Below are 23,576 nucleotides of genomic sequence, written 5' to 3' on the forward strand. Positions count from 1 at the left end.
GCCGCCTTCGGGCCGACGGTTAGCGGCGACGCCGGGTACCGAAGATCCCCTCGACCACACCGGTCAGGATGCTCTTGGTCGCCTTGGATCCCAGCACCTCCTCCAGCACGCTCTTCTGCGAGCTGGACTTGGTTGATCGCCCGGTACCGGCGGTCTTTTTCAGGAGCCGTTCGTATTCGGCGTCGGCCTTCTTGCGGGCCGCCTCCTGGGCCTTATCCAGGGCCGCCTGCTGCTTGGCGTATTCGGCGTCGATCTTGGCCTGATCCGCCGCCGCCTGGGTGGCCTCGGCCGCCGCGTGCGCGGCGTCCAGGCGCGCGGTCAGGATCTCGCGCGCCGACTCGCGATCCACCGCGGTGCCGTACTTCGCCAGCAGCGGGGACGCGGAGATCGCCGCCTCGATCTGCGGCATCGGGGTGGGGTCCATCCGTCCCTGCGGGGCGCGCAGCCGGGTCCAGGCCACCGGCGAGGGTGCCCCCTTCTCGTTCATCACGGTCACGACGGCCTCACCGGTTCCCATGGCCTGAAGAACCTCGGCGAGGTCGTAGCCGGATTTGGGGTAGGTCGAGACGGTGGCCTTGAGCGCCTTGGCGTCGTCGGGGGTGAAGGCGCGCAATGCGTGCTGCACCCGGGAACCCAGCTGGGCGAGGACGTCGGCGGGCACGTCCTTGGGGGTCTGGGTCACAAAGAAGATGCCCACGCCCTTGGAGCGGATCAGCCTGACCGTCTGCACCACCTGGGCGAGGAAGTCCTTGGAGGCGTCGGTGAAGAGCAGGTGCGCCTCGTCAAAGAAGAACACCAGCTTGGGCTTGTCGAGGTCCCCCACCTCGGGCAGGGTGTGGAACAGCTCGGCGAGCAGCCACATGAGGAACGTGGAGTAGAGGGCCGGCTGATCCTGCACCCCGGGCACCTCCAGCAGCGAGATGATCCCACGACCATCGGCCGCGGTGCGCAGGAATTCGGCGGCGTCGATCTCGGGCTCGCCGAAGAATCGATCGGCACCACGGTCGGCGAAGGTGATCAGCTCGCGCAGGATCACCCCGACGGTCGCCGCAGAAAGCCCACCGAGGTCCTTGAGTTCTGCCTTGCCCTCGTCACTGGCCAGGAAGGTGAGGACCGCCCGCAGATCGGAGAGGTCCAGCAGCGCCAGGCCCGCCTTGTCCGCATAGTGGAATACCAGGCCGAGGCTCGACTCCTGGGTGGCGTTCAGCCCGAGGACCTTGGAGAGCAGGGTGGGACCGAACCCGGCGATGGTTGCGCGGATCGGCACCCCGGTCCCCACGCCACCGAGGGAGAAGTACTCCACCGGGAAGCTGGCCGGAGTCCAGTCCTGGCCCAGGGCCGATGTGCGCTTGAGGAGTTTTTCGTTGCCCTCCCCCGGGGTCGCGACCCCCGAGAGGTCGCCCTTGATATCGGCGGCGAAGACCGGAACCCCGTGCGCGCTGAGCTGCTCGGCGAGGCCCTGCAGCGTGCGGGTCTTGCCGGTACCGGTGGCACCGGCAACCAGGCCGTGCCGGTTCATCATGGCCAGCGGAATGCGCACCTGCACGGTTGGGTCCGGTTCGCCATTCATCAGCGCACCCACCTCCAGCGCCGCGCCCTCGAGCGTGTAGCCGGCGCGGATCACGCCCGCCTGTTCGGCGTTCAGCGGGGCACCGGGCGCGGGGGCGGAGTCGGCTGGCACGGGGGTGGCGGACGGCTCGGCAGGAGCAGCCGGGGTTGCCGCCTCGGCGGGGGCCGCAGGGGTTGCCGCCTCGGCGGGGGCGGCGGGCGGCACCTGGGCGTTGGCCGCGGCGAGCGCCGCCAGGGCCTCCTGCGCCCGGGCAACCGCGGCGGTGGCCTCCTCTTGAGCGCGCCGGGCAGCCTCGGCCAGCGCCGCTGCGTCCTGGGGCGCGGCGGCGGTCGGTGCGTCTGCGGGTGTTCCTACGGATTCGGAATTGGTGGCATCTGCGCTCATGGCATGAGCATAACGATTCCCATGCGCGCTGTCACGGGTCAATCAGTAACCGGTGTCGCCCCATTTCGGGCAGCACCCCACCGATCGGGTGGGGTGCCGGGAAGGCACACAGGCCGCGCGTTAGACCGCGGGAGCGGCCGGGGCGTCGATCCGCTCGATCACGGTCATGATGGTGTCGGCGGCATCCGCGGGAACCTCGAGGACCACGCGGCTGAGCGCGCCGGCGCTGACCGAGAGGGCGTAGTTCCGATAGCGACCGCGCAGGTCAACTACCGTCTGTCCGCGGGCGGGGCCGCGGCCGGTCTCCACCACGACGGAGGCTTCGGGGGCCAGGCTCAGCGAGACGTCACCGGTGGCGATCGCGGCGGCCAGCGGGTCGTGCAGCGAGGCACGACGCTCCCCGTAGACGCCGATGTAGAAGTCGAGGTAGGTATCCAGCATCGCACCGAGCGCCCGCAGGCCCGGCTGGGTCGAGGCCGACAGGCGTGCCTGCTCGGCAGCTCCCACCGTGTGCTCCATGGTAACGTCCAGCGGAACCAAGATCGTGTTGAATCCCGAGGTCAGCACCGTGTGGGCGGCGACCGGGTCCTTATAGATGTTGGCCTCGGCGGCGGCGGTTGCGTTACCCGGGGCGAGGGCCGCACCACCCATAATGGTGAGCTCACCGATCAGCTCGGGCAGGCGCGGCTCCAGCGCGAAGGCGATCGCCAGGTTGGTCAGCGGGCCGATTGCCAGGACCTTCAGGGTGCCAGGGTTCTGTCGGGCCAGGTCTACCAGGAGCTGCGCGGCCGAGGTGTCGACGCGGGTGGCGTCCACGGCGGGCAGATCCACGTCGCCGATCCCGTTCTCGCCGTGGACAAACGCCACGGTTCCGGCAAAGACCCCGTCCAGCGGGTGGTGCGCCCCGACGGCGATCGGAATGTCGGTGCGCCCGAGCGCCCCGAGGAAGCGTGCGGTGTTCTCGGCGGCCTCGGCGGCGCTGGTGTTGCCACTCACGGTGCCCACGCCAACCAGGTTGACCCCGCGACCGATGAGATAGGCGATGGCCAGGCAGTCATCGATACCGGTGTCGCAGTCCAGGAAGAACGGTTCGGCAATGGGGTGGGTGGCGACCGACATGCGGGGCTCCGTTCGAGGGGGATCAGCGAGAAAGCCGGGTGGCGTGTTTCCCGCGCTCGGGGCGGAAGAAGACGAGCCAGGCCAGCAGGGCCACACCCGCGCCGAGCGATGCGCCGGCCAGGGTGTCGGTGAACCAGTGCGCGCCCAGCAGGTTGCGGGAGAGCGCCATGATCACCACGTATATCGTACCGATCCAGGCGATCCACCAGCGACCAAAGATCAGAGCCAACGCGATCATCATGGTTGCGGCGTTCGCCGTATGCCCCGAGGGGAAGGATCCGTGATCGGCGGGGACCATGAGCACCTCGGGCCGGGGACGCTCAATAATCTTCTTCACCAGCTGCACCAGCAGGGCACTCACCAGCGAGGTGATCAGGAAGAACAGGCCCGTGCGCAGTCCGCGACGCCACCACAGCAGCCCCGAAATCAGCAGCGGCAACACGTAGGTCCCGATCACCCCGCTGCCAAACACGTTGAGGAACAGCGATACCGAAACCAGCGGGACACTCTCCCGCCAGGGCAGCAGGTCCTGCATCCAGGTGCGGTCCCATCCGGTGCTGGCACCGGTGACCACAAGCACCAGGATGATCGCGAAGGCCGCGAGGAGTGCCACTCCGGTGATACCCAGAGCTCGTCGCTGTCGGATTGTCATGGCACGTCCTTCTCGAATGAATAATTCGTTCAGGCTAGCCCGAAGCCCCCGGCCGTGGACAAAACCACGCGCCGGGGGCGAAGACATGCACCGGGCATCCCCGGCTAGCACTCAGATGTTATCCAGGGATGAATCCGAGGGAAATACCGGGTGACTAATCGGTGAGCGCCGGGACCGACTTGGGGCGCACCACGGCCCACAGCAGGATGATTGCGGCCACCGAGGTGAGCACCATGACCATGCCCATCGCCGGGCCGTCGCCACCGAACAGTCCCACCAGCGGCGAGAGGATCCCGGCCAGGCCGAAGTTCACGGCTCCCATCAGCGAGGCCGCGGTTCCCGCCGCCTCCCCGTGCCGAGCCAGGGCGGTGACCTGCACCGCCGGGAAGCCGAATCCACAGCTCATGATGAAGATAAACAGCGGAATCTCGATGCCGAGCAGTCCCGAATCCAGGTTGCCCATGATGATAATCGAGATCGCCGCGAACAGCTGCAGGATGGTGGACCCCACGAGCACCCAGGGCGGACCGATCTTGCGCATCAGGCGCGAGGAGATCTGCACCCCGGCGACGATCCCCACCGAGTTGATCGCAAACAGGACGCCGTACTCGGCCGAGCTCAGCCCGAAGAAGTCTTGGAAGAGGAACGAGGAGGCCGAGAGGTAGGCGAACAGGCCCGAGAAGCTCAGCGCGCCGATTAGGATCGCGCCCACGTAGATGCGGTCGGAGAGCACCGAGCGATAGCCCAGCACGGTCGCCTTGAATCCCGAGGAGCGGCGACGCTCGGGCGGCAGGGTCTCGACGATCCACAGGGTCACGGCCACCATCACGCCCACGCCGTAGAGGGCCAGCACGATAAACAGTCCACGCCAGTGCATGAGCGGCAGCAGGGCACCGCCGATCATCGGGGCGAGGATCGGCGCCATGCCGTTGACCAGGGCCAGACGCGAGAGCATCACCACGAGCGGGCGGCCGCCAAAGAGGTCGCGCACGGTTGCGGTGGCGACCACGGCCCCCGCGGCGGCACCGGCGCCCTGGAGCACGCGGAAGATTGCCAGGACCGTGATGTCCGGGGCAAACAGGCAGCCCAGCGAGGCCAACACGTGCACGGCGGTCGCGATCATCAGCGGGGTGCGGCGGCCCACCCGGTCACTCCACGGCCCCATAAACAGCTGGCCGATGGCAAAGCCCACGGTGGTTCCGGTGAGCGTCAGCTGAATCGAGGTCATGCTGACCCCGAGGTCGGTCTGCATCGTCGGGAACGCGGGCAGGTAGAGGTCGATGGTGAAGGGGCCGAGCGCGGTCAGCGCTCCGAGGATGAAAACGTAGGCCAGACGCTGGCGGCGGCTCAGCGCATCGCCAGGGTGTACGACGGTGGTCACGGGGTCCTTTGCTGTGGGGATGGACGGTCGAAAATATCGAATCGATTCGATGAATCCATTAACCCTATCGACTCGCCCCCGCCGCGGCCAAGCCGGTTCGGGCGTTATGTGAGTTATTTTTCCGAAGCCGCCTCATCGCCTAGATCCTGGCGCAGCGGAATCTGCGCGGGATCGGCGATCAGGCGATCGATCACCGGTTCTGCCGCCCCGATCAGCAGCAGGTCGACACCGAGCTCAGCCCGCACAATCTCGGCCTGCTCCCCCGGCGGAACCAGGGCAAACTTGGCGACCGTGGTGGCAAGCAGTTCGGACTCGCGGGCGGCGATGATGCCCAGGAATCCACCCAGAACCACGCGGGAGGGGTTCACGATGTTGATCATCCCGGCGAGCGCGCGGCCCAGCACCTCGGCCTGTGTCGCGGTGATCGAGGCGGAGGCCTCCCCCAGCAGGCGCTCGAGTTCGGCATCGTCGATGTCGGCGCCGGGCGCCACCGCGGCCACCAGGGCATCCCGGGTCACCGCCCGCTCCAGCGCGATCCCACCCTCGGTTCCGAAGGTGTGACCAAACTCCCCCGCATAGCCGCCGGCACCGCGGATCGGACGGCCCCCCAGGACCAGTCCGCCACCGATTCCCGAGGCGCCACCGTTGAGGTAGATCAGGTCGTCGATTCCGCGCCCGGCACCGAAGTAGCGCTCGGCGCGGGCACCCAGACTCGCATCGTTATCCACCGTGACCGGCAGCCCGGTGGCCTCGGCCAGCAGCTCGGCGAGCGGCGCATCCACCCACCCCAGGCGGGGCGCCAGGCGGACCATGCCATCCGAGGCGCGCACCAGGGCGGGGACGGCGACGCCGATCCCGGCAATCTGCACCCCCTCGGGCAGGCGAGCACGAAGTTCGGCCACCAGGTTCGTGGTTTCGGTGACCACCCGAGCCACGCTGGGTCCCGAGCGGAATCCCCGACGGAGGCGGTCCACAACGCTGCCGCCCAGGGTGACCGCGGCCACGGTGACCCCGTCAAACTCGGGGTTGACCGCGAGGATGAGCGTGGTGTCGCTCGCGGACACCACCGGCGAGGGTCGTCCCACGACCCCCTCGGTGTCCGGATTGGATTCCACCACGAGCCCGCGCGCCACCAGTTCGGCCACCAGTGCGGCGATGGTGGAGCGGTTGAGTCCGGTTTCGCGCGTCAGCACCGAGCGCGAGAGCGCGCCCTGCCGGTGCACCAGGTCAAGGATGCGACCGAGGTTGTGGCGGCGGACGGCGTCGAGATTACTCCCCGTGGGTTTCACAGTTTCCCCTTAGTTTCTCCCGAATCCTATCCCATCAACCCTTTTTGGTGGCGCAAACAACAATTCCGTCGTAATATGTCCTTCAACGCAACAAACTCCCTCGATGAATGGACCCAGCATGGCAATGAAGCCCACCAAGGCCGACAAGTTTTCCTTCGGACTCTGGACCATCGGTTACAACGGAACCGACCCGTTCGGCGGCCCGACCCGTCCCGACCTCGACGTGGTTGAGGCCGTCGAACGCCTCAACGACCTCGGCGCGTACGGACTGACCTTCCACGACGACGACCTCTTCGCGTTTGGATCGAGCGACGCCGCTCGCCAGAAGCAGATCGACCGCCTCAAGCAGGCCCTCACCGACACCGGCATCGTGGTTCCGATGGTCACCACCAACCTCTTCTCCGCCCCCGTCTTCAAGGACGGCGGCTTTACCTCCAACGACCGCGAGGTGCGCCGTTTCGCGCTGCGCAAGGTACTGCGCAACCTCGACCTGGCCGCCGAGCTCGGCGCCCAGACCTTCGTCATGTGGGGCGGCCGCGAGGGCAGCGAGTACGACTCGGCCAAGAACGTGGGTGCGGCCCTCGAGCGCTACCGCGAGGCCGTCAACTTGCTGGGCGACTACGTGACCGACAAGGGTTATGACATCCGCTTCGCGATCGAGCCCAAGCCCAACGAGCCCCGCGGCGACATCCTGCTGCCGACCCTCGGCCACGCCCTCGCCTTCATCAACACCCTGGACCGCCCCGAACTCGTGGGTGTGAACCCCGAGGTGGGTCACGAGCAGATGGCCGGACTGAACTTCACCGCGGGTATCGCCCAGGCCATCGAGCACGGCAAGCTCTACCACATCGATCTCAACGGCCAGCGCGGCATCAAGTACGACCAGGACCTGGTGTTTGGCCACGGCGACGTGATGAACGCGTTCTCGCTGGTGGACCTGCTGGAAAACGGCGGTCCGAACGGCGGTCCCGCCTACGACGGTCCGCGTCACTTCGACTACAAGCCCAGCCGCACCGAGGACATCACCGGGGTCTGGGACTCCGCGGCCGCCAACATGGCCAACTACCTGATGTTCAAGGAGCGCGCCGCGGCCTTCCGCGCCGACCCCGAGGTGCAGGCGGCCTTCGCCGCAGCCCGGGTAAACGAGCTCTCCGAGCCGACCCTGAACGCCGGCGAGAGCTACGACGATCTGATCGCCGACCGCTCCGCCTACGAGGACTTCACCCCCGAGCGCTACTTCGGCGGTCAGGGCTACGGCTTCGTGCGCCTGCAGCAGCTGGCCGTGGAGCACCTGCTGGGCTTCCGCGCCTAACCCCTCGCAGTAGTCTCGATGGTGGGTGGGGTGCCACGCAGCCCGCCCACCATCACCGATCTAAGGACCCCCATGAGCCTCGTTGCCGGTGTCGATTCGTCCACCCAGAGCTGCAAGATTGTTATTCGTGATGCCGCGACCGGACGCCTGGTGCGTCAGGGCCGGGCACCCCATCCCGAGGGTACCGCGGTGGATCCCGCCGCCTGGTGGGAGGCGCTGGGGACCGCGATCACCGAGGCCGGCGGGCTGAGCGATGTCGCGGCGATCTCGGTGGCCGGTCAGCAGCACGGCATGGTGGTGCTGGATGCCGAGGGGCGGGTCATCCGCGACGCCCTGCTCTGGAACGATACCCGCAGCGCCCAGGCGGCCCTCGACCTGATCGCGGAGGTCGGGGCCGAGGCCTATGCCGAGCGGGTGGGCGTGGTCCCGGTAGCCTCCTTTACCGCGACCAAGCTGCGCTGGCTGCGCGATGCCGAGCCCGAAAACGCCGCCCGGGTGGCCGCGGTCGCGCTCCCCCACGACTGGCTGACCTGGCGACTGCGCGGGTACGGTCCCGTCGGCGAAAGCCCGCTCGGGCCCGACCTGGAGCAGCTGCGCACCGACGTCTCCGATGCCTCGGGGACCGCGTATTGGTCGGCACGCACCGGCGAATACGACCTCGATCTGTTCGCCCGGGCGCTGGGAGTTCAGGCTCGTGTGGCCGAAACGCCGGGCGCCGGCGTGATCCTCCCCGCCATCGTGGCCCCCGGCACCGCCGCCGGCACCGGAATCGACGCCCGCCTGCTGGATGGCACTCTCTCCGCCGATCCCGCGGGCATCGCCGACCATATTGTTGTCGCCGGTGGGGCCGGCGACAACGCGGCGGCGGGGCTCGGTCTCGGGGCTCAGAGCGGCGACGTGGTGGTCTCGATCGGCACCAGCGGGACCGTGTTTGCGGTGACCGAAGCCTCGCCCAATGATCCCACCGGGACCGTCGCGGGTTTTGCCGCCGCCTCGGGGGAATTCCTGCCGCTGGTGTGCACGCTCAACGCGGCCCGCATCCTCGATGCGATTGCCGGGCTGCTCGGGGTGGATCACACCGAGCTGGGCCGCCTGGCGCTCGAGGCCGAGCCGGGATCCGGCGGCCTGGTCTTGCAGCCCTATTTCGAGGGCGAGCGCACCCCGAACCTGCCCGACGCCACCGCGACCCTGTTTGGGATGACGCTGGGTTCCACGGTGCGACCAAACCTCGCCCGCGCGGCGATCGAGGGCCTGCTGTGCGGTCTGGCCGACGGGCTGGATGCCGCCCGCGAGCAGGGGGTGACCGCCCGACGGATCCTGGTGATCGGCGGGGCCGCGCAGAATGTCGCGGTCCAGCGGATTGCCGCACAGGTCTTCGATGTGCCGGTGGTCATCCCGACCCCCGGCGAATACGTGGCTGACGGCGGCGCGGTTCAGGCGGCCTGGGCACTCACCGGGGCCCGCCCCGGCTGGGAGCTGGAGATTGCCGCCGCCCCGACGCCGGATCACCGTCCCGAGATCCGCGCCGGATACTCGGCCCGCTAACCACAAATGCGGGCGGCCGAAGCCGCCCGCATTCGGATCCTGCACACGGTGGGGGTTAGTGACCGACCGGCACCGCGGCCGGCTGGGCCGCCTGCGCACTACGCAGCTCGGCCTCATTGGGCAGCTTGAGGAAGATCGTCACGACAAACGCGAGACCGTAGAGCGCGATCAGACCCCAGGCGATGCCCTGGTATCCGGTGACCGCAACCAGCGCCGCAACCAGACCCGGACCCACGACGGCCGCGAGGCCCGCGCCCAGGTTCAGCACCGACATGATCGCGCCGGTCTCGCCGTGTCCGTGCGCGATGGCCAGCGGGTTCATCGGCACGTATGCGCTGGCACCGGCACCCATGATCACCGAGGCCAGGGCGATCAGTGCGAAGTTCGGGCCCACCAGCTGCGGGATGTAGTAGTAGGCGAAGATGCCCAGCGCACACAGCGGGGTCGCGATCCACTGGGTCGAGCGATGCCAGCCGATCCGGTTACCCAGGTTTCCCCAGACCACGTTGCCGATCACCGCCGAGATGCCGTAGACGGTGAACACGTTGATCGCCAGCGCCTCGGGCAGGTGAATCTCGGAGACCAGGTAGGGCACGTAGAACACGGCCACGGCCAGCGGACCGGCGAGGTTGACCACCTTGACGATCAGCAGCAGCGACACCTTGGGGCGACGCCAGAGGATCGAGAGGCCGCGGGCCAGTGCCGCGGTGGCGTTGCCGCGGGTGGACTCGGTTTTCGCCGCGGTCCGTCCCAGGAAGGCGATACCGGCGATGCCGCCGATTGCGGCCAGGGCGAAGCCCACCCAGAGGGTCGAGATGGCGCCCACGCCGGGCAGCAGGACGCTGGCCAGGGCCGGGCCGATGATCTGCATGCCGCTGGAGAAGGCGAACCAGAACCATCCGGCCACCGGCGACTGCTTCTCAGGGGAGGACGCGTTGAGCACCCAGGTAAGGAAGCCGTAGGCAAAGAAGGGGTAGCCGATCCCGCGCAGCGCGTAGATGCCGATCACCAGGCCGAGGTTTTGCGAGGGCAGCGCCACCAGGATGAACAGGGCGGCGAAGAAGAGGAAGGCCACCAGCCCGATGGTCATCACGCGGCGCACGCCCCAGGCCTCGGGCAGCGCGCCCGAGAAGAACGAGGCGATGGCCACCACGATGCCGTAGGCGGTGATGACCGCGCTGGCCTCGGCGACGGTGAAGCCCTCGGTGGTGTGCAGGTAGTTGGCGAGCCACACGGACTCGATGCCATCACCGATCAAGAAGACGGTGACCGCGGCCAGGCCGATCGCGATCGGCGCGGTCAGGCCGAGGCGTTCAAGGAGCCCGCGCTGCGGGACGAGGGTGGAAGTCATGCGGGGGCCTCGGTTTCGGTACGCAAACAGTGAGGGTGCACGGAACGTACTTCTCCTCATTGAGTGAAACTGCGTGGGGGATGATTTTCTCAAACTAACACGCGATTTTTTGCCCACCCCCGCCCGTTCCCCGCGCCCGAATGACCGCTTCATAACCGGTTGCTCCCCGCCCCGAACGCCCTGTTTCCGGCGTTCGTTTCGGGTATGGCGCCCGCGTCGTGACCGTTGAGCGTGGCATCCCGCCCGTTCTGCGTGGCCGAGGCGCCCGATTCGGTTCGCCCACACGAAACCGGGCGGACCCTCGCAGTGAGGATCCGCCCGGTTGTGTGACGGAGCGTCAGGCCCGAGACCGATGCCCGGACCGAAACCGGCGCTAGCTCGGTGATCGAGCGCTAGGCCAGTCTTGCGGCCGTGCGCTCGAACGCGCGCTCCAGATCGGCCAGCAGGTCCGCCACGTCCTCCACACCCACCGAGAGGCGCAGCACGTTTTCAGGCACGGCCAGCTCGGTGCCGGCGACCGAGGCATGGGTCATCAGCGCCGGGTAGTTCATCAGCGATTCCACGCCGCCGAGGGATTCGGCCAGCTGGAACAGCTCGGTGCTCTCGGCAAACGCGATCGCCGCCTCACGTCCCCCGCGCAGGGCGAAGGACACCATGCCGCCAAAGCCGCTCATCTGCTTCGTGGCGAGCTCGTGTCCGGGGTGGCTCTCCAGGCCCGGGTAGTACACACGCTCGACCTCGGGACGCGACTCCAGCAGCTCGGCCACGGCCTGCGCGTTCTCGCCGTGCTGACGCATGCGCAGCGGCAGGGTCTTGATGCCGCGGGTGGTCAGCCAGGCCTCGAGCGGGGCGGAGATCGCACCCACGGCGAACTGCTGGAAGCGCACGGCCTCGGCCAGCTCATCATCGTTGAGCACAATCGCACCGCCGATGACGTCGGAGTGGCCGCCGATGTACTTGGTGGTCGAGTACACCACGATGTCCGCGCCGAGGGCCAGCGGCTGCTGCAGAACCGGGGTCGCGAAGGTGTTATCCACCAGTACGCGTACGTCCTTGGCATGGGCAATCTCGGCGAGCGCGGCGATATCGGTGATCGCCAGCAGCGGGTTGGAGGGGGTCTCCACCCAGAGAATCTTGGTGTTCTCGGTGATCGCCGCGGCCACCGCGGCGGTGTCGCCGAGGTCCACCACCGTGTGGGTGATGCCCCACGGGCCGAAGACCCGGCTGATCAGTCGGTAGCTTCCGCCGTAGGCGTCGTTGCCGATCACCACGTGGTCGCCGGGGCGCAGGATCGCGCGCAGCAGTCCGTCCTCGGCCGCCAGGCCCGAGGAGAAGGTGATCGCATGCTTGGCGTCATCCAGCGCCGCCATCTGGGTTTCCAGCGAGGTGCGGGTGGGGTTGCCGCCGCGGGAGTACTCGTAGCCTCCGCGCAGCTGGCCCATCCCCGCCTGGACGAAGGTCGAGGTGAGGTAGAGCGGCGGGATCACGGCACCGGTGGTCGGATCAAATTCCTGGCCGGCGTGGATGGCGCGGGTGGCGAAGCCTTCGGAGTGGGTCATGGGGTGTCCTTTCGGAAAAAACGTGTGTGCGCGAGGCGCGGTGAGGGCGTGCGGGGGCACGCCAAAGTGGTTGGCGACGGGGTCGCCCGAAACGCGATGTTACGGGGCGATTAGCGCGGACACTCGCCGGTGGCGCCGGACACGTTCTGGGTCGCGGTGGCGGCCAACACGGCCACCGGAACCCCATGGATGGTGCTCATTATGCGGTGGCCTTCGCGGCCAGGGCATCGATCAGGATGCCGGGGGTCAGGATCGCCACGGGCTTGCCGTCGGTCAGCACCAGCAGGATCCCGTGCTCCTCGAGGGCGACGCGTGCCTCGGCGATGCCGCGGCCCGAGCCAATCGTGGCAATCGGGGCACCGATGCCGCGGTCCACGGCCGTCTCGGCGGTGATCTCGCCGGCCAGCAGCCCGGCGAGCAGGTCGGATTCGCGCACCGCGCCCCAGACCTCGCCGAGGACCGGGTCCGCGGTGGTGGTGATAATCGGCAGGGCGGGGAGGCCCAGCTCGCGCAAACGCGCGCCGGCGGCGGTCACGGTGTCTGCGGGGGCGAGGCGCGGGAGCGCGGCGCTCACGTCTGCGGGCAACACGCTTGCCAGGGTTTCTCCCTCGCCGTGGTCGTACCCAAAGTCGCGCATCCACCCGTCGTTGAAGACCTTGGTGAGGTAGCCGCGGCCGGAATCCGGCAGCAGGATCACCATTACGTCATCGGGTCCGAGGGTCCGGGCCACGCGGAGTCCGGCGGCCACGGCCATACCGGAGGATCCACCCACGAGCAGGCCCTCCTCGCGGGCCAGGCGGCGGGTCATCGCGAAGGATTCGGCGTCGTCAATCGCGATCGCCTCGTCCACGAGCTCGGGGTGGTAGGTGCCCGGCCACATGTCCTCGCCCACACCCTCGACCAGGTAGGGGCGACCGGTGCCACCCGAGTAGATCGAACCCTCGGGGTCGGCGGCGATGATCCGCACGCCATCATTCGACACCTCGCGCAGATAGCGCGCGGCACCCGAGATGGTCCCGCCTGTCCCGGCACCGGCCACGAAGTGGGTGACCTTGCCGTCGGTATCACGCCAGATCTCGGGTCCGGTGGACTCGTAGTGGCTCAGCGGACCGTTGTCGTTGAAGAACTGGTTGGGCTTATAGGCCCCGGGGATCTCGGCGGTCAGCCGGTCCGAGACCGCGTAGTAGGACTGCGGGGAATCGGGGCTCACCGAGGTCGGGGTCACCACAACCTCGGCCCCGTAGGCGCGCAGCACGTCGCGCTTTTCCTCGCCCACCTTATCCGGGGTGACAAACACACACTGATATCCGCGCTGCTGGGCGACCAGCGCCAGGCCCACCCCGGTGTTTCCGCTGGTGGGTTCCACGATGGTGCCGCCCGGAAGCAACTCACCGGACTTCTCGGCCTCGGTGATCATCTTCAGCGCGACGCGGTCCTTCACCGAGCCGCCGGGGTTCAGGTACTCGACCTTCACCAAAACGGTTGCGGTAATGCCCTCGGTGACCCGGTTCAGCTTGACCAGCGGGGTGTTGCCGATCAGGTCCACCACGGACTCTGCGTACTTCATGTGTGTGATTCCTTACTCGCACCCGGGGTTTTCGGGCGGCGGCGGATAATAATCCGCAACCCTAACTGTAACCGGCGGAAATCAAGTGTTACGTTTCGGCGAATTCGGCCCGCTAGCCGTGCATCTGCTCGGCGAAGAGTCGGGCATATAAACCCTCGGCCGCGAGCAGTTCCTCGTGGGTTCCCGACTCGACGATGTGTCCACCCTCGAGCACAAATATGACGTCCGCGGACACAATCGTGGAGAGTCGGTGGGCGATCGCCACGGTGGTGCGTCCCTCCGAGGCCTGTTCCAGCGCGCGCTGCACCACCCGCTCGGAGAGGGTGTCGAGCGCGCTGGTGGCCTCGTCCAGAATCAGCACGGGCGGATCCTTGAGCAGCACCCGGGCGATGGCCACCCGCTGCTTTTCGCCACCCGAGAGCCGGTAGCCGCGCTCCCCCACCAGGGTGTTGTACCCCTCGGGGAAGCGGGCGATGGTGTCGTGGATGTTGGCCGCGCGGGCGGCCGCCTCCAGCTCGGCGTCGGTCGCATCGGGTTTGGCATAGCGCAGGTTCTCGGCGATGGACGCGTGGAACAGGTAGGTTTCCTGATTGACCACGCCGATGCGCTCAACCAGGGACTCGTGGGTCAGGTCGGTCACCGCGGTGCCCGAGAAACGCACGGTCCCGCCGGTGGAGTCGTAGAAGCGCGGAATCAGGTACGAGATCGTGGTTTTTCCGGCGCCGCTGGGGCCCACAAACGCGGCAAACTGGCCGGGACGGATACTGAAGCTCACCCCGTCCAGGGTCGCCGGTTCGCTCTCCGAGGCGTCGGGATAGCGGAAGGTCACGTTGTCGAAGTCGATCTGCCCGGCCGGCCCCTTCGCCCGGGACACATTCACCGCGTTCGGCGCATCGGCGATCGCCGGTTTCAGGTCGAGGTATTCAAAGATGCGGGCAAACAGCGCGCCCGAGGTCTGCAGGTCAAGCCCCACCCGCATGATCGAGATCAGCGGGAACAGCAGCCGCGACTGCACCGTGGTGAAGGCCACGATCACACCGGCGGAAATATCCGTCGCCCCGCCGGTGATCAGATAGCCCGAGACCAGATAGACGATCGCCGGGATCGAGGAGAGGAAGATGTTGACCATCGCGAAAAACCACTGGCCGCTCATCTGCTGGCGCACCTGGAGGCCCACCTGCACCTTATTCGCCGACTGGTAGCGGCCGATCTCGGCCTCCTGACGGCCGAAGCTCTTGGCCAGCAGGATGCCCGAGACGCTCAGGGTTTCCTGGGTGATCGCGGTCATCTCGGAGAGGGATTCCTGGGTCTGGGTCGCGATGCGCGCCCGCACCTGGCCCACCCGGCGCTGGGCGATGACCAGGACCGGCATCAGGATCAGCGCGATGATGGTCAGCTGAACGTTGAGCATCAGCATCGCGACCAGCGCGGCGATCACCGTGACGATGTTGCCCAGCACGCTGGAGATCGTGTTGGTGAGAACCGAGGAGACCCCACCCACGTCGTTTTGCAGGCGCGACTGAATCACCCCGGTCTTGGTGCGGGTGAAAAAGCTCAGCTCCATTTCCTGGAGACGGCGAAACAGGCGTACGCGCAGGTCGCCCATAACCGAGTTTCCCACGGTCGCGGTGAGCCAGGTTTGCCAGACCCCGAGGGCGGTGGATCCCACAAAGATGATGATCATCGTGATGACGATGGTGGTCAGCACCGGGAGGTTCGGGGTCCCGTTCTTGGGGAACAGCCCGTCATCAAATGCGCGGGACACCAGCAGCGGCGGGAGCACCGAGAGCGCGGCCCCGACCAGGACCAGCGCGATCGTGACGATGATCTTGGGTTTATACGGGGCAAACAGTGTGAAGATTCGGCGCAGCAGGTGCGGGATTTTTGGGGCCTGCGCGTTCATGGCGCGCTGGGCGGATTCGTCCGCGCCGCTCACCCGCCCACCGCCGCGGCCGCCTCCGCCGCCGGGTCCCCGCATACTCATCGGGCCGCGTTTTCCCGGAGTCCCGGGGCTCGGACTCCCTTATTTATCACCCTCGCTGCGCGCATACTCATGCGGTCAGCATACTCCCGCTTCCCCGACACACGGGCGAGACTATCCCACCCCGAATGGGTGCCCGACGCGGCGGCACCGGACATTCACCCGGTGCCGCCGCATCCGTCTTCACAAACGCCCTATCCCTTGGTTGCCCCCGCCAGGAGCCCGCGCACGAAGTAGCGCTGAAGCCCCAGGAACACCAGCAGCGGAATGATGATCGAGATAAACGCGGCCGCCGAGAGCAGGAACGTGTTCTGCCCCTGGGTGCCCACCATATTGGTCAGCATGACCGTGATCGGATTCTGATCGCTACTGGAGAAGACCAGCGCGATCAGCAGGTCGTTCCACACCCAGAGGAACTGGAAGATCGCGATCGAGGCGATGGCCGGCATCGCCAGGGGTAACACGATCCGCAGGAAGATCTGCCCGTGCCCGGCACCGTCAATCCGCGCGGCTTCAAACAGGTCGTTGGGCAGACTGGCGATGAAATTATGTAGCAGGAAGATCGTCAATGGGAGCGCCAGGATCGTATGGGCCAGCCAGATTGAGGCGAACCCGCTATCACCCCCGAGCGGCCGGACCACCACGGTCCCAAAGATCTCCCCGCTGCTGAAGAGCCGAAGCAGCGGCACCATGACCATCTGGATCGGCACGATCTGCAGCGCAAAGATGCCGATGAATATCCAGTTGCGCCCGCGAAACGGAATCCATGCAAACGCATAGGCGGCCAACAGCGCAAGCCCCAGGGGCAGGATCGCGCCGGGGATGGTGATGGCCAGCGAGTTGAGCAGGCCCTCCCCGATACTCACGTACACCCGGGTCGGGTCGAAGATCGCCTCGTAGTTATCCAGGGTCAACCCGCCATCGGTAAACGCCGTCCACCATCCGCTGGTGGCCACCGCATCGGGGGTGCGGAAGGACGAAACCAGGAGGCCAAGCGTTGGGAGCGTCCAGAGAATCGCGATCAGCAGGGCGGCGATGGTCGCGGTTTTGGAGCTGAGTTTCTCGCGTACCCGATCGAGCGTCCGCGGTTTCTCGGGAGGGAGATTTGGGCGTGTATTGGGATCAAGCACCGTACTCGCGGTCATGTTACTGCCCCTCTCTGCTGCGACGAAGATTGCGAACGTTAATCACGATGAGCGGGATCACCAAAATGCACAGCAGCAGCGCAAACGCCGCCGCCCGCCCGTTTTCTCCCAGGGTGAAGCGCTCATACATCTGCTGCGCCAGCACCCCGGAGGAATTACGCCCGTTGGTCATGGCGATGACGATGTCAAACACCTTGAGCGAGGCGATCGAGGCGGTCGAGAGCACCACGATCAGTGTGGGCCGAATCCAGGGGATGGTGACCTGGGTAAACCGGCGAAATGCGCTCGCACCGTCCAGGGCCGCCGCCTCGTGCTGCTCGGCGGGCACCCCCTTGATCGCGGCGGAGAGCACCACCATCGCGAACCCGACCTGGATCCAGACGAAGACCACAATCATCGCGAAGGTGTTGGCGGGGGCGCTGGAGAGCGGATCCACCGGCCCCACTCCCACCATCCCCAGCACCGCGTTCATCAGGCCGACCTGTGCCTCATCGGCGGGACGGGCCTGGTAAACCAGACGCCAGATGATCGATGCCCCGACGAATGAGATGGCCATGGGGAGAAATACCAACAGCTTGTAGATCTTCTCTCCCCGGCTGTTATCGATAAACACCGCGTAGATCAGACCCAGGATGGTCGAGGCGGCGGGTGCCACCAGCACCCAGATCAGCGTGTTCCCCACGGTGATCAGGTTGTCCGGGTTGGAGAAGATCCAGGCAAAGTTCTCGAAGCCCACAAATTCGGTACCCGAATCATCCTGAAACGCAAACAGCACGGTACGGATAAACGGGATCACCAGGCCCAGGATCAGCAGCGCCCCGGCGGGGGCGAGAAACGCCCACAGCTGGAGGAGTGATCCCGCACCCCGGCGGGCGCGCCGGTCGAGCAGGAACAGTCCCAGCCCAACCAGCGCGCCGGCGGCGATCGCGATGTCGTACGTGTGCAGGAGTGCCAGGATGATCACCGGCACCAGCACGGCCAGGGTGATCCGGAAGATCGTTCCGCCCCGGCCGGGCCGCGGAAGGTACTCCACCGCCAGGACGATCAGTCCCACCACGGCCACAAACACCGCGATGATGACCACACCCTGAAGCAATACCGGCAGCGTGGCTATCCAGTCAAAAAGTTCAGGCATTGTGCGCCCTACCGGCTACTTGACGGGCCAGCTGGCGTCGATTTTCCTGGTGATATCCGGTAGGGATCCCCCGTCGATCCAGTCGGTGATTCCGGTGAGGAACGAGGTGGTTCCCACCGCCGCGGGCATCAGGTCGGAGGCATCGAACCGGAAGGTAATGTCGGGGTTTTGCAGAACCGAAATCGACTCCTTCAGGATCGGGCTCGATGCGGCGTCGGGATCTAGCCCGGTGTTGGGCGAGATCACGCCCCCGAGCTTGACCCGGGAGTTTGCCCACTCGGGCGAGGCCAAATAGGCGAGGACCTTGGCCGAGGCAGCCTTGGTATTGAAGGCCGCCACGGTATCGCCGGCACCGGTAACCGCGTTATTCTTGCCGCCGTCGGTGCCAAACCCCGGGGTCGGGAAGGCCCACAGGTCGGCGTCGGGCCCGACGCTGAGCCCCGCGCTCTGGGCAAAGGTGTCAAAGAAAGAGGCCTGATGGGTGAGGACACACTTGCCGGATTTGAAGGCGGCAGCAATCTCATCACCATAGCCGGTGGCGTTGATCGAGGTGGGACTTCCGAACCCCGCATTGACGTAGTCGGGGTTTAACAGAATCTTGCCGGTCTCCTCAAACGCCGACTGAATGCGCGGGTCGCTGAAGGGGATCTTGTTTTCCACCCAGTCGTCATAAACCTCGGGACCGGACTGACGCAGGACCACGTCTTCGATCCAGTCGGTTCCGGGCCAGCCGCTGGCCGCGCCGGCGGAGAATCCCGCGCACCAGGGCGGAGCGGAGGTGTCGGCCCGGATCTTGGCTGTCAGGTCCAGCAGCCCCTGCCAGGTGTCCGGTACGTTCCAGCCCCGCTCGGCGAACAGGCTGGGCGAATACCAGATGAAGCCCTTGACGGTTGCCAGGATCGGCACCCCGTACACGGTGCCATCAACGGTTCCGTAGCGCTGCCAGTCGGCAGGATAGTTCTTTTTCAGCGCCGCCTGCACCTCGTCATTGGCCGGTTGCAGGGCCTTCTTCTTCGCCAGGTCGGCGAGCAACCCGGGCTGGGAGAAGATCGCCAGATCCGGGGTCTTATTGGCCTGAACCTGCGACTGAATACGCTGCTCAAACCCCTTATCGGTATTCAGTTTGATGGTGATGTTGTTGTCCTTGGCCCACGCGGCCCAGGACTTTTCCAACTGTGCCGCCTCTTCACCACCGATATTGGTGGCGATGGTCACGGTGTTCGAGTTTTCGGCGGCCGGTCCCCCTCCTCCAGGACCGCCACATGCCGTCAGGGCGCCGATACTCACGCCGGCGACGGCGATGCTGAACACCACACGCGAACGGGCTCGGGATGAGCGGCGCGAGGGGTACGGAGATTCACGGTGCAGACCGATTCTGGGGAAGACTGCTTTGGGCATAGTCACGCTCCTTTGAGTGATGGCTGCTAAGGCCAGTCAGCCTAACAGCGTGCCCAGAGCAGAACAACGCATAATCCGAATTCCCATGGCTTCGTTATATTTCTGCCCGGATCAGGGAAATCGTCTTCCGAGACAAAACGGCGGGCTCGGATCGCTCCGAGCCCGCCGTCACAGCCACACAACTAGGCGGCATCCCCCAGCACGATGTCCGCGGCCTGCTCGGCCGCGCTTTCGTGACCCTCGTCCGCCGAGACCAGGGCCTTACGTCCCAGGATCAGGATCAGAACCCCGATCAGCGCGGCCGCCGCGGCCAGGTAATACGGGGCCGCGGGGGCGATCGCCGCGGCGAGCAGCGCACCCACGGGCGGGGCCACCGCGCCGCCGAGGAACCGCACGCCCGAGTATGCCGAGGAGGCCACCGAGCGCGGCAAATCGGTGGATTCCATGACCGCCTCGGTCAGCACGGTGTTGGAAATACCGAGGATCAGTCCACCCACGATGATCGCGATAATCAGCCCGGTCCGGTTATGCACCACGAGTCCGGCGGCGATCAGGTCCACGGTCAAGGCGGTCAGCACCACCATCAGCAGCCGCGAGCGGCGGAAGTGCCGCAGCAGGATCGGGGCCACCACCACGCTGGTGATCGCCAGGGCCACACCCCATCCGAAGAATACAAAGCCGAGTCCGGTGGCCCCGAGTTCCAGCGGGAACGGGCTGTAGGCCAGCAGAATAAAGAACGCCACGTTGTAGAAGAACGCGGTGGCTGCCAGCAGGGCCAGGACCGGGCGACGCAGGGCGCTAAAGGCCGCGGTGATTTTGACCGGGGCGGGCTTGGCGGGGTCCTTTTTCAAAACGGTCAGGATCGCGATGAACCCGATCGCCATCAGGCTTGCGGTGCCGAAGAACGGTCCGCGCCAGGAGATGTTCCCGAGCAGGCCACCCAGCAGCGGACCCACGGCGATGCCCACACCCAGCGCCGCCTCGTACAGCACGATGGCCGATCCGGCGCCACCGCTGGCGGCACCCACGATGGTTGCCAGGGCGGTGGAGATGAAGAGGGCGTTACCCAGGCCCCAGCCGGCGCGGAAGCCGATGATCTCGTCCACACTGCCCGAGAGGGCGGCCCCTAGGGCGAAGACCACGATGATGACGAGGCCCAGCAGCAGCGTGCGCTTGGCCCCCAGGCGGCTGGAGATCCAGCTGGAGAAGAACATGGCCAGGGCGGTGACCAGCAGGTACGAGGTGAAGAGGAGCTCGGCCTGGGCGGGGGTTGCGTCGAGATCCTTGGCGATGGCGGGGAGGATCGGGTCCACTAGGCCGATGCCCATGAACGCGATCACCGAGGCGAAGACCACGGCCCAGACGGCGGTGGGCTGCTTCCACATGCTGGGAACGGCCGGTGCGGTGGTGGCGTGGCCGCTCATGCGCGGGCCTCCCCGGCGACGGACGCTGCAGAATCCGAGTCGGTGGCAGGCTCGGCCTCACGATCCTGGACGGCGGAGCCGGAACCCGCGACATCGGCAGCGCCGGACATGGCGGACTCGGCAGGCTCGCCCTCCTCGGGCAACTCGGCTACCTCGGGGGCACCCGGTCCCACCGGACCGGAGATGCTCACCAGCTCGGCGAGGATCCCGGCGGCGGAATCCAGCGTGTTCAGCTGCTCATCCGATAGCGCCTCAAACCGAGGGGTGAGCGCGGTCAGCACGGTTTCGCGCCAGGTGGCCAGGGCCGCGCGTCCCTCCTCGGAGAGTTCCAGCACCGTGGCGCGAGCGTCGGTGGGATCGGCCACGCGGGCCACCCAGCCGCGCTGTTCCAGCAGCCGGATGATCTTGCTCATCGTGGGCTGGGACACCCGACCGTGGCGGGCGAGTTCGCCGGTGCGCATCGGCCCGGAGGTGTTCAGGGCGTCGAGGGTGCGCCAGATCGCCGGAGATTCGGTACTGGAGGTGGAGTGGGCGGCGATGCGGGTGAGTCGGTGTGCCGAAAACACGAGGTCGCCCAGGATGGCGTGCAGATCACGCCGCGAGGTGGATAAATCAGAACTGGACATGAGTCCATAATACATAGCCAAGCTATATAAATCCTGAATTCCGGTATTTAACGCGGTAACGCGTGGCACCCGGGGGTGCCACGCGTTACGAATGCGATCAGAAGATCGACTCAGCGCATTACGCTCAAGTAAGTGCTCCTCGCGGAGCCCAAATTACTTGACGGTAACGGTTGCGCCAGCCTCTTCCAGAGCAGCCTTTGCCTTCTCGGCGGCTTCCTTGTTTGCGCCCTCGAGCACAGCCTTGGGGGCACCGTCGACAACAGCCTTGGCCTCGCCCAGACCCAGCGAGGTCAGCTCGCGCACAACCTTGATGACCTGGATCTTCTTGTCGCCAGCAGCCTCGAGGATAACGTCGAAGTCGGTCTTCTCTTCAGCCTCTTCAGCAGCAGCGGCCGGAGCAGCAGCACCAGCAACGGCAACGGGAGCGGCGGCGGTGACCTCGAAGGTCTCCTCGAAGGCCTTGACGAACTCGGACAGCTCGATGAGGGTGAGCTCCTTGAACGCGTTCAGCAGTTCTTCAGTAGACAGCTTTGCCATGATGTTTCTCCTTATAGTTTCTTAGTTACTCACCGCATTCCTAGGTAGAACCTAGGCTGCGGACTCCTGCTTCTCACGCAGCGCCTCGACCGTGCGAACGGCCTTGGAGAGCGGTGCGTTGAACAGATAAGCGGCTCCGAACAGCGAGGCCTTGAAGGCGCCGGCAAGCTTGCCGAGCAGAACTTCGCGGGACTCGAGATCGGCGAGCTTGCCGACCTCAGCAGCGGTGAGGGGGTTTCCATCGAAGAAACCGCCCTTGACGATGAGCTGAGGGTTTGCCTTGGCGAAGGCACGCAGCTGCTTTGCCACGGCGACGGGGTCACCGTGAACGAAAGCGACGGCGGTCGGACCAGCAAGCTCGTCGTCAAACGAGGTAATGCCGGCGTTGTTGGCCGCAATCTTGGTCAGCGTGTTCTTCACCACGGCGTAGGTTGCGTCTTCACTGATGGAAACGCGCAGCGCCTTGAGCTGTGCGACAGTGAGGCCGCGGTACTCGGTCAGCAGGACGGCAGTCGAGCTCTGGAATTTCTCCGTGAGCTCGGCAACCGCGGCTTCCTTGTTCGCCATGGCTTACTCCTTGTGTATTGGTTCCCACATCGCGGAAGCGATGTGCACCATTTCCCACCGAGGCATAAAAAAATGCTCCGGCACAGGTACCGGAGCGGGAGACAACATCTGCACGGGGCAGCTGTAAAAATCCTTTTCGTTACCTACGCGGGCCGTTCCCTGGGGAACCTTCGCTGCGTGGCGTTTGCACACCACAACAGAACCGGCGGTCTGTGGCTATGTGAAACTCTAACCGATGATTCCGGGATGCGCAAACCGGGCGTTAGCGCCTGCGTGCCAGGTTCCACATCGACACCAGCACCACAATCTGAATCAGCAGCACCACACTCAGCGCCACCGGAATTCCCGCATTGAGCACGAGCACTCCCCCGGCAAACGCGCCGAACAACATCGCCGCGACCGCCAGGATGCGGCGGGTGAGCGCCCCGGATTTCCCACCCCAGATATCGGCCACCAGCCCGGTGATGGTCATCGTGAGCACCGTGGTGCTGAGATCCGGCACCCCGAGAGCCCGGGCCGCCGCGCCCTGGACGCCGAGGGCGGTGGCCATCAGCGCGACCATGATGTGCTGGATCATCGGGGCCTCGGCCCCGGTGATCCAGGCCATCGCCACCACTCCGGCAAACGCCAGCACCACCACACCCATTACGTTGCGGAAGGCGCGGACCGGAGCCAGATGAATGCGCGCCATGACGTATCCCCCGAGTCCCGCACCCAGGATGTAGCCGGCGAGGGCAAAGATGGATCCGGTCAGCGAGAAGTGGGGAGCGCCGGCGAGGGCGAAGCCGATCGAGACCACGTTGCCGGTCATATTCGCCACGAATACCCGACCGAGTTCAAGCACGCTGATCGCATCGACGATGCCGGTGACCGCGGTGAGGACCAGCAGCAACACGGGAAGCGCGGTGCCAAACTTCGGACCGGCCAGGCTGAATCGCGCGGGCGGCAGGGTGGTGGTGGCGGACATATCGGGACCTTTCTCGGGGACCGATAGCCAGCCCCGGCTGGCGTGCCGCGCTGCGCAAGAAACAGCG

Annotated in this window: 19 protein-coding genes; 2 read left to right on the forward strand and 17 right to left on the reverse strand. The window is 66.5% G+C overall.

The window, feature by feature from the left end; translation table 11 throughout:
• Positions 1–19 precede the first annotated feature (19 nt).
• The 5 genes from C7C57_RS13570 to C7C57_RS13590 all read right to left on the reverse strand — a co-directional run bounded on the left by C7C57_RS13570 (position 20) and on the right by C7C57_RS13590 (position 6,395).
• Positions 20–1,954 (reverse strand): helicase HerA-like domain-containing protein, encoded by a 1,935-nt coding sequence (locus tag C7C57_RS13570; protein ID WP_187976830.1) that lies wholly within the window; start codon positions 1,952–1,954, stop codon positions 20–22.
• Positions 1,955–2,074: 120 nt separating this feature from the next.
• Entirely contained in the window at positions 2,075–3,073 is a 999-nt protein-coding gene (locus C7C57_RS13575; RefSeq protein ID WP_223144758.1) for a nucleoside hydrolase, read from the reverse strand.
• A gap of 22 nt (positions 3,074–3,095) precedes the next feature.
• Positions 3,096–3,725 (reverse strand): phosphatase PAP2 family protein, encoded by a 630-nt coding sequence (locus C7C57_RS13580; RefSeq protein WP_187976831.1) that lies wholly within the window; start codon positions 3,723–3,725, stop codon positions 3,096–3,098.
• A gap of 154 nt (positions 3,726–3,879) precedes the next feature.
• A complete protein-coding gene (locus tag C7C57_RS13585) occupies positions 3,880–5,106 on the reverse strand; it encodes a multidrug effflux MFS transporter (protein ID WP_030149312.1) in 1,227 nt (408 codons plus the stop codon).
• 113 nt (positions 5,107–5,219) lie between these two features.
• Positions 5,220–6,395, reverse strand: coding sequence for an ROK family transcriptional regulator (locus tag C7C57_RS13590; protein WP_187976832.1), 1,176 nt, complete (start codon positions 6,393–6,395; stop codon positions 5,220–5,222).
• A gap of 118 nt (positions 6,396–6,513) precedes the next feature.
• Between C7C57_RS13590 and xylA the strand changes: the two genes are divergently transcribed.
• Entirely contained in the window at positions 6,514–7,707 is a 1,194-nt protein-coding gene (gene xylA, locus C7C57_RS13595; protein WP_187978393.1) for a xylose isomerase, read from the forward strand.
• A 72-nt stretch (positions 7,708–7,779) separates the two neighbouring features.
• The gene (gene xylB, locus C7C57_RS13600) at positions 7,780–9,252 is read left to right on the forward strand and encodes a xylulokinase (RefSeq protein WP_187976833.1); all 1,473 of its coding nucleotides are present in this window, start codon (positions 7,780–7,782) and stop codon (positions 9,250–9,252) included.
• A gap of 55 nt (positions 9,253–9,307) precedes the next feature.
• Here xylB and C7C57_RS13605 read toward each other — a convergent pair whose 3' ends face one another.
• From C7C57_RS13605 to C7C57_RS13660, 12 genes are all read right to left on the reverse strand, one after another.
• The gene (locus tag C7C57_RS13605; RefSeq protein ID WP_051702012.1) at positions 9,308–10,603 is read right to left on the reverse strand and encodes an MFS transporter; all 1,296 of its coding nucleotides are present in this window, start codon (positions 10,601–10,603) and stop codon (positions 9,308–9,310) included.
• A 392-nt stretch (positions 10,604–10,995) separates the two neighbouring features.
• On the reverse strand, positions 10,996–12,162 hold the full coding sequence (locus C7C57_RS13610) for a cystathionine gamma-synthase (RefSeq protein ID WP_187976834.1): 1,167 nt from the start codon (positions 12,160–12,162) through the stop codon (positions 10,996–10,998).
• A gap of 199 nt (positions 12,163–12,361) precedes the next feature.
• Positions 12,362–13,729: a cystathionine beta-synthase gene (locus tag C7C57_RS13615; protein ID WP_187976835.1), complete on the reverse strand. Its 1,368-nt coding sequence runs from the start codon at positions 13,727–13,729 to the stop codon at positions 12,362–12,364.
• Positions 13,730–13,841: 112 nt separating this feature from the next.
• Complete coding sequence (locus tag C7C57_RS13620; protein WP_187978394.1) at positions 13,842–15,707, reverse strand: ABC transporter ATP-binding protein; 1,866 nt, start codon at positions 15,705–15,707, stop codon at positions 13,842–13,844.
• Between the two features lie 197 nt (positions 15,708–15,904).
• A complete protein-coding gene (locus C7C57_RS13625) occupies positions 15,905–16,855 on the reverse strand; it encodes a carbohydrate ABC transporter permease (protein ID WP_187976836.1) in 951 nt (316 codons plus the stop codon).
• Between the two features lies 1 nt (position 16,856).
• The gene (locus C7C57_RS13630) at positions 16,857–17,990 is read right to left on the reverse strand and encodes a carbohydrate ABC transporter permease (RefSeq protein WP_187976837.1); all 1,134 of its coding nucleotides are present in this window, start codon (positions 17,988–17,990) and stop codon (positions 16,857–16,859) included.
• Between the two features lie 15 nt (positions 17,991–18,005).
• On the reverse strand, positions 18,006–19,388 hold the full coding sequence (locus C7C57_RS13635) for an ABC transporter substrate-binding protein (RefSeq protein ID WP_187976838.1): 1,383 nt from the start codon (positions 19,386–19,388) through the stop codon (positions 18,006–18,008).
• Between the two features lie 182 nt (positions 19,389–19,570).
• Positions 19,571–20,812: an MFS transporter gene (locus C7C57_RS13640; RefSeq protein WP_187976839.1), complete on the reverse strand. Its 1,242-nt coding sequence runs from the start codon at positions 20,810–20,812 to the stop codon at positions 19,571–19,573.
• Positions 20,809–21,438: a MarR family winged helix-turn-helix transcriptional regulator gene (locus tag C7C57_RS13645; protein ID WP_187976840.1), complete on the reverse strand. Its 630-nt coding sequence runs from the start codon at positions 21,436–21,438 to the stop codon at positions 20,809–20,811. Before C7C57_RS13645 ends, C7C57_RS13640 begins: the two co-directional genes overlap by 4 nt.
• Positions 21,439–21,591: 153 nt before the next feature.
• Positions 21,592–21,975, reverse strand: coding sequence for a 50S ribosomal protein L7/L12 (rplL, locus tag C7C57_RS13650; protein WP_121689360.1), 384 nt, complete (start codon positions 21,973–21,975; stop codon positions 21,592–21,594).
• Positions 21,976–22,026: 51 nt separating this feature from the next.
• Positions 22,027–22,542, reverse strand: coding sequence for a 50S ribosomal protein L10 (rplJ, locus tag C7C57_RS13655; protein ID WP_030149298.1), 516 nt, complete (start codon positions 22,540–22,542; stop codon positions 22,027–22,029).
• Positions 22,543–22,804: 262 nt separating this feature from the next.
• Complete coding sequence (locus tag C7C57_RS13660; protein ID WP_187976841.1) at positions 22,805–23,509, reverse strand: YoaK family protein; 705 nt, start codon at positions 23,507–23,509, stop codon at positions 22,805–22,807.
• Positions 23,510–23,576 lie beyond the last annotated feature (67 nt).

It is taken from the genome of Mycetocola sp. JXN-3, assembly GCF_014522285.1.
GTDB classification, from domain to species: domain Bacteria; phylum Actinomycetota; class Actinomycetes; order Actinomycetales; family Microbacteriaceae; genus Mycetocola; species Mycetocola saprophilus.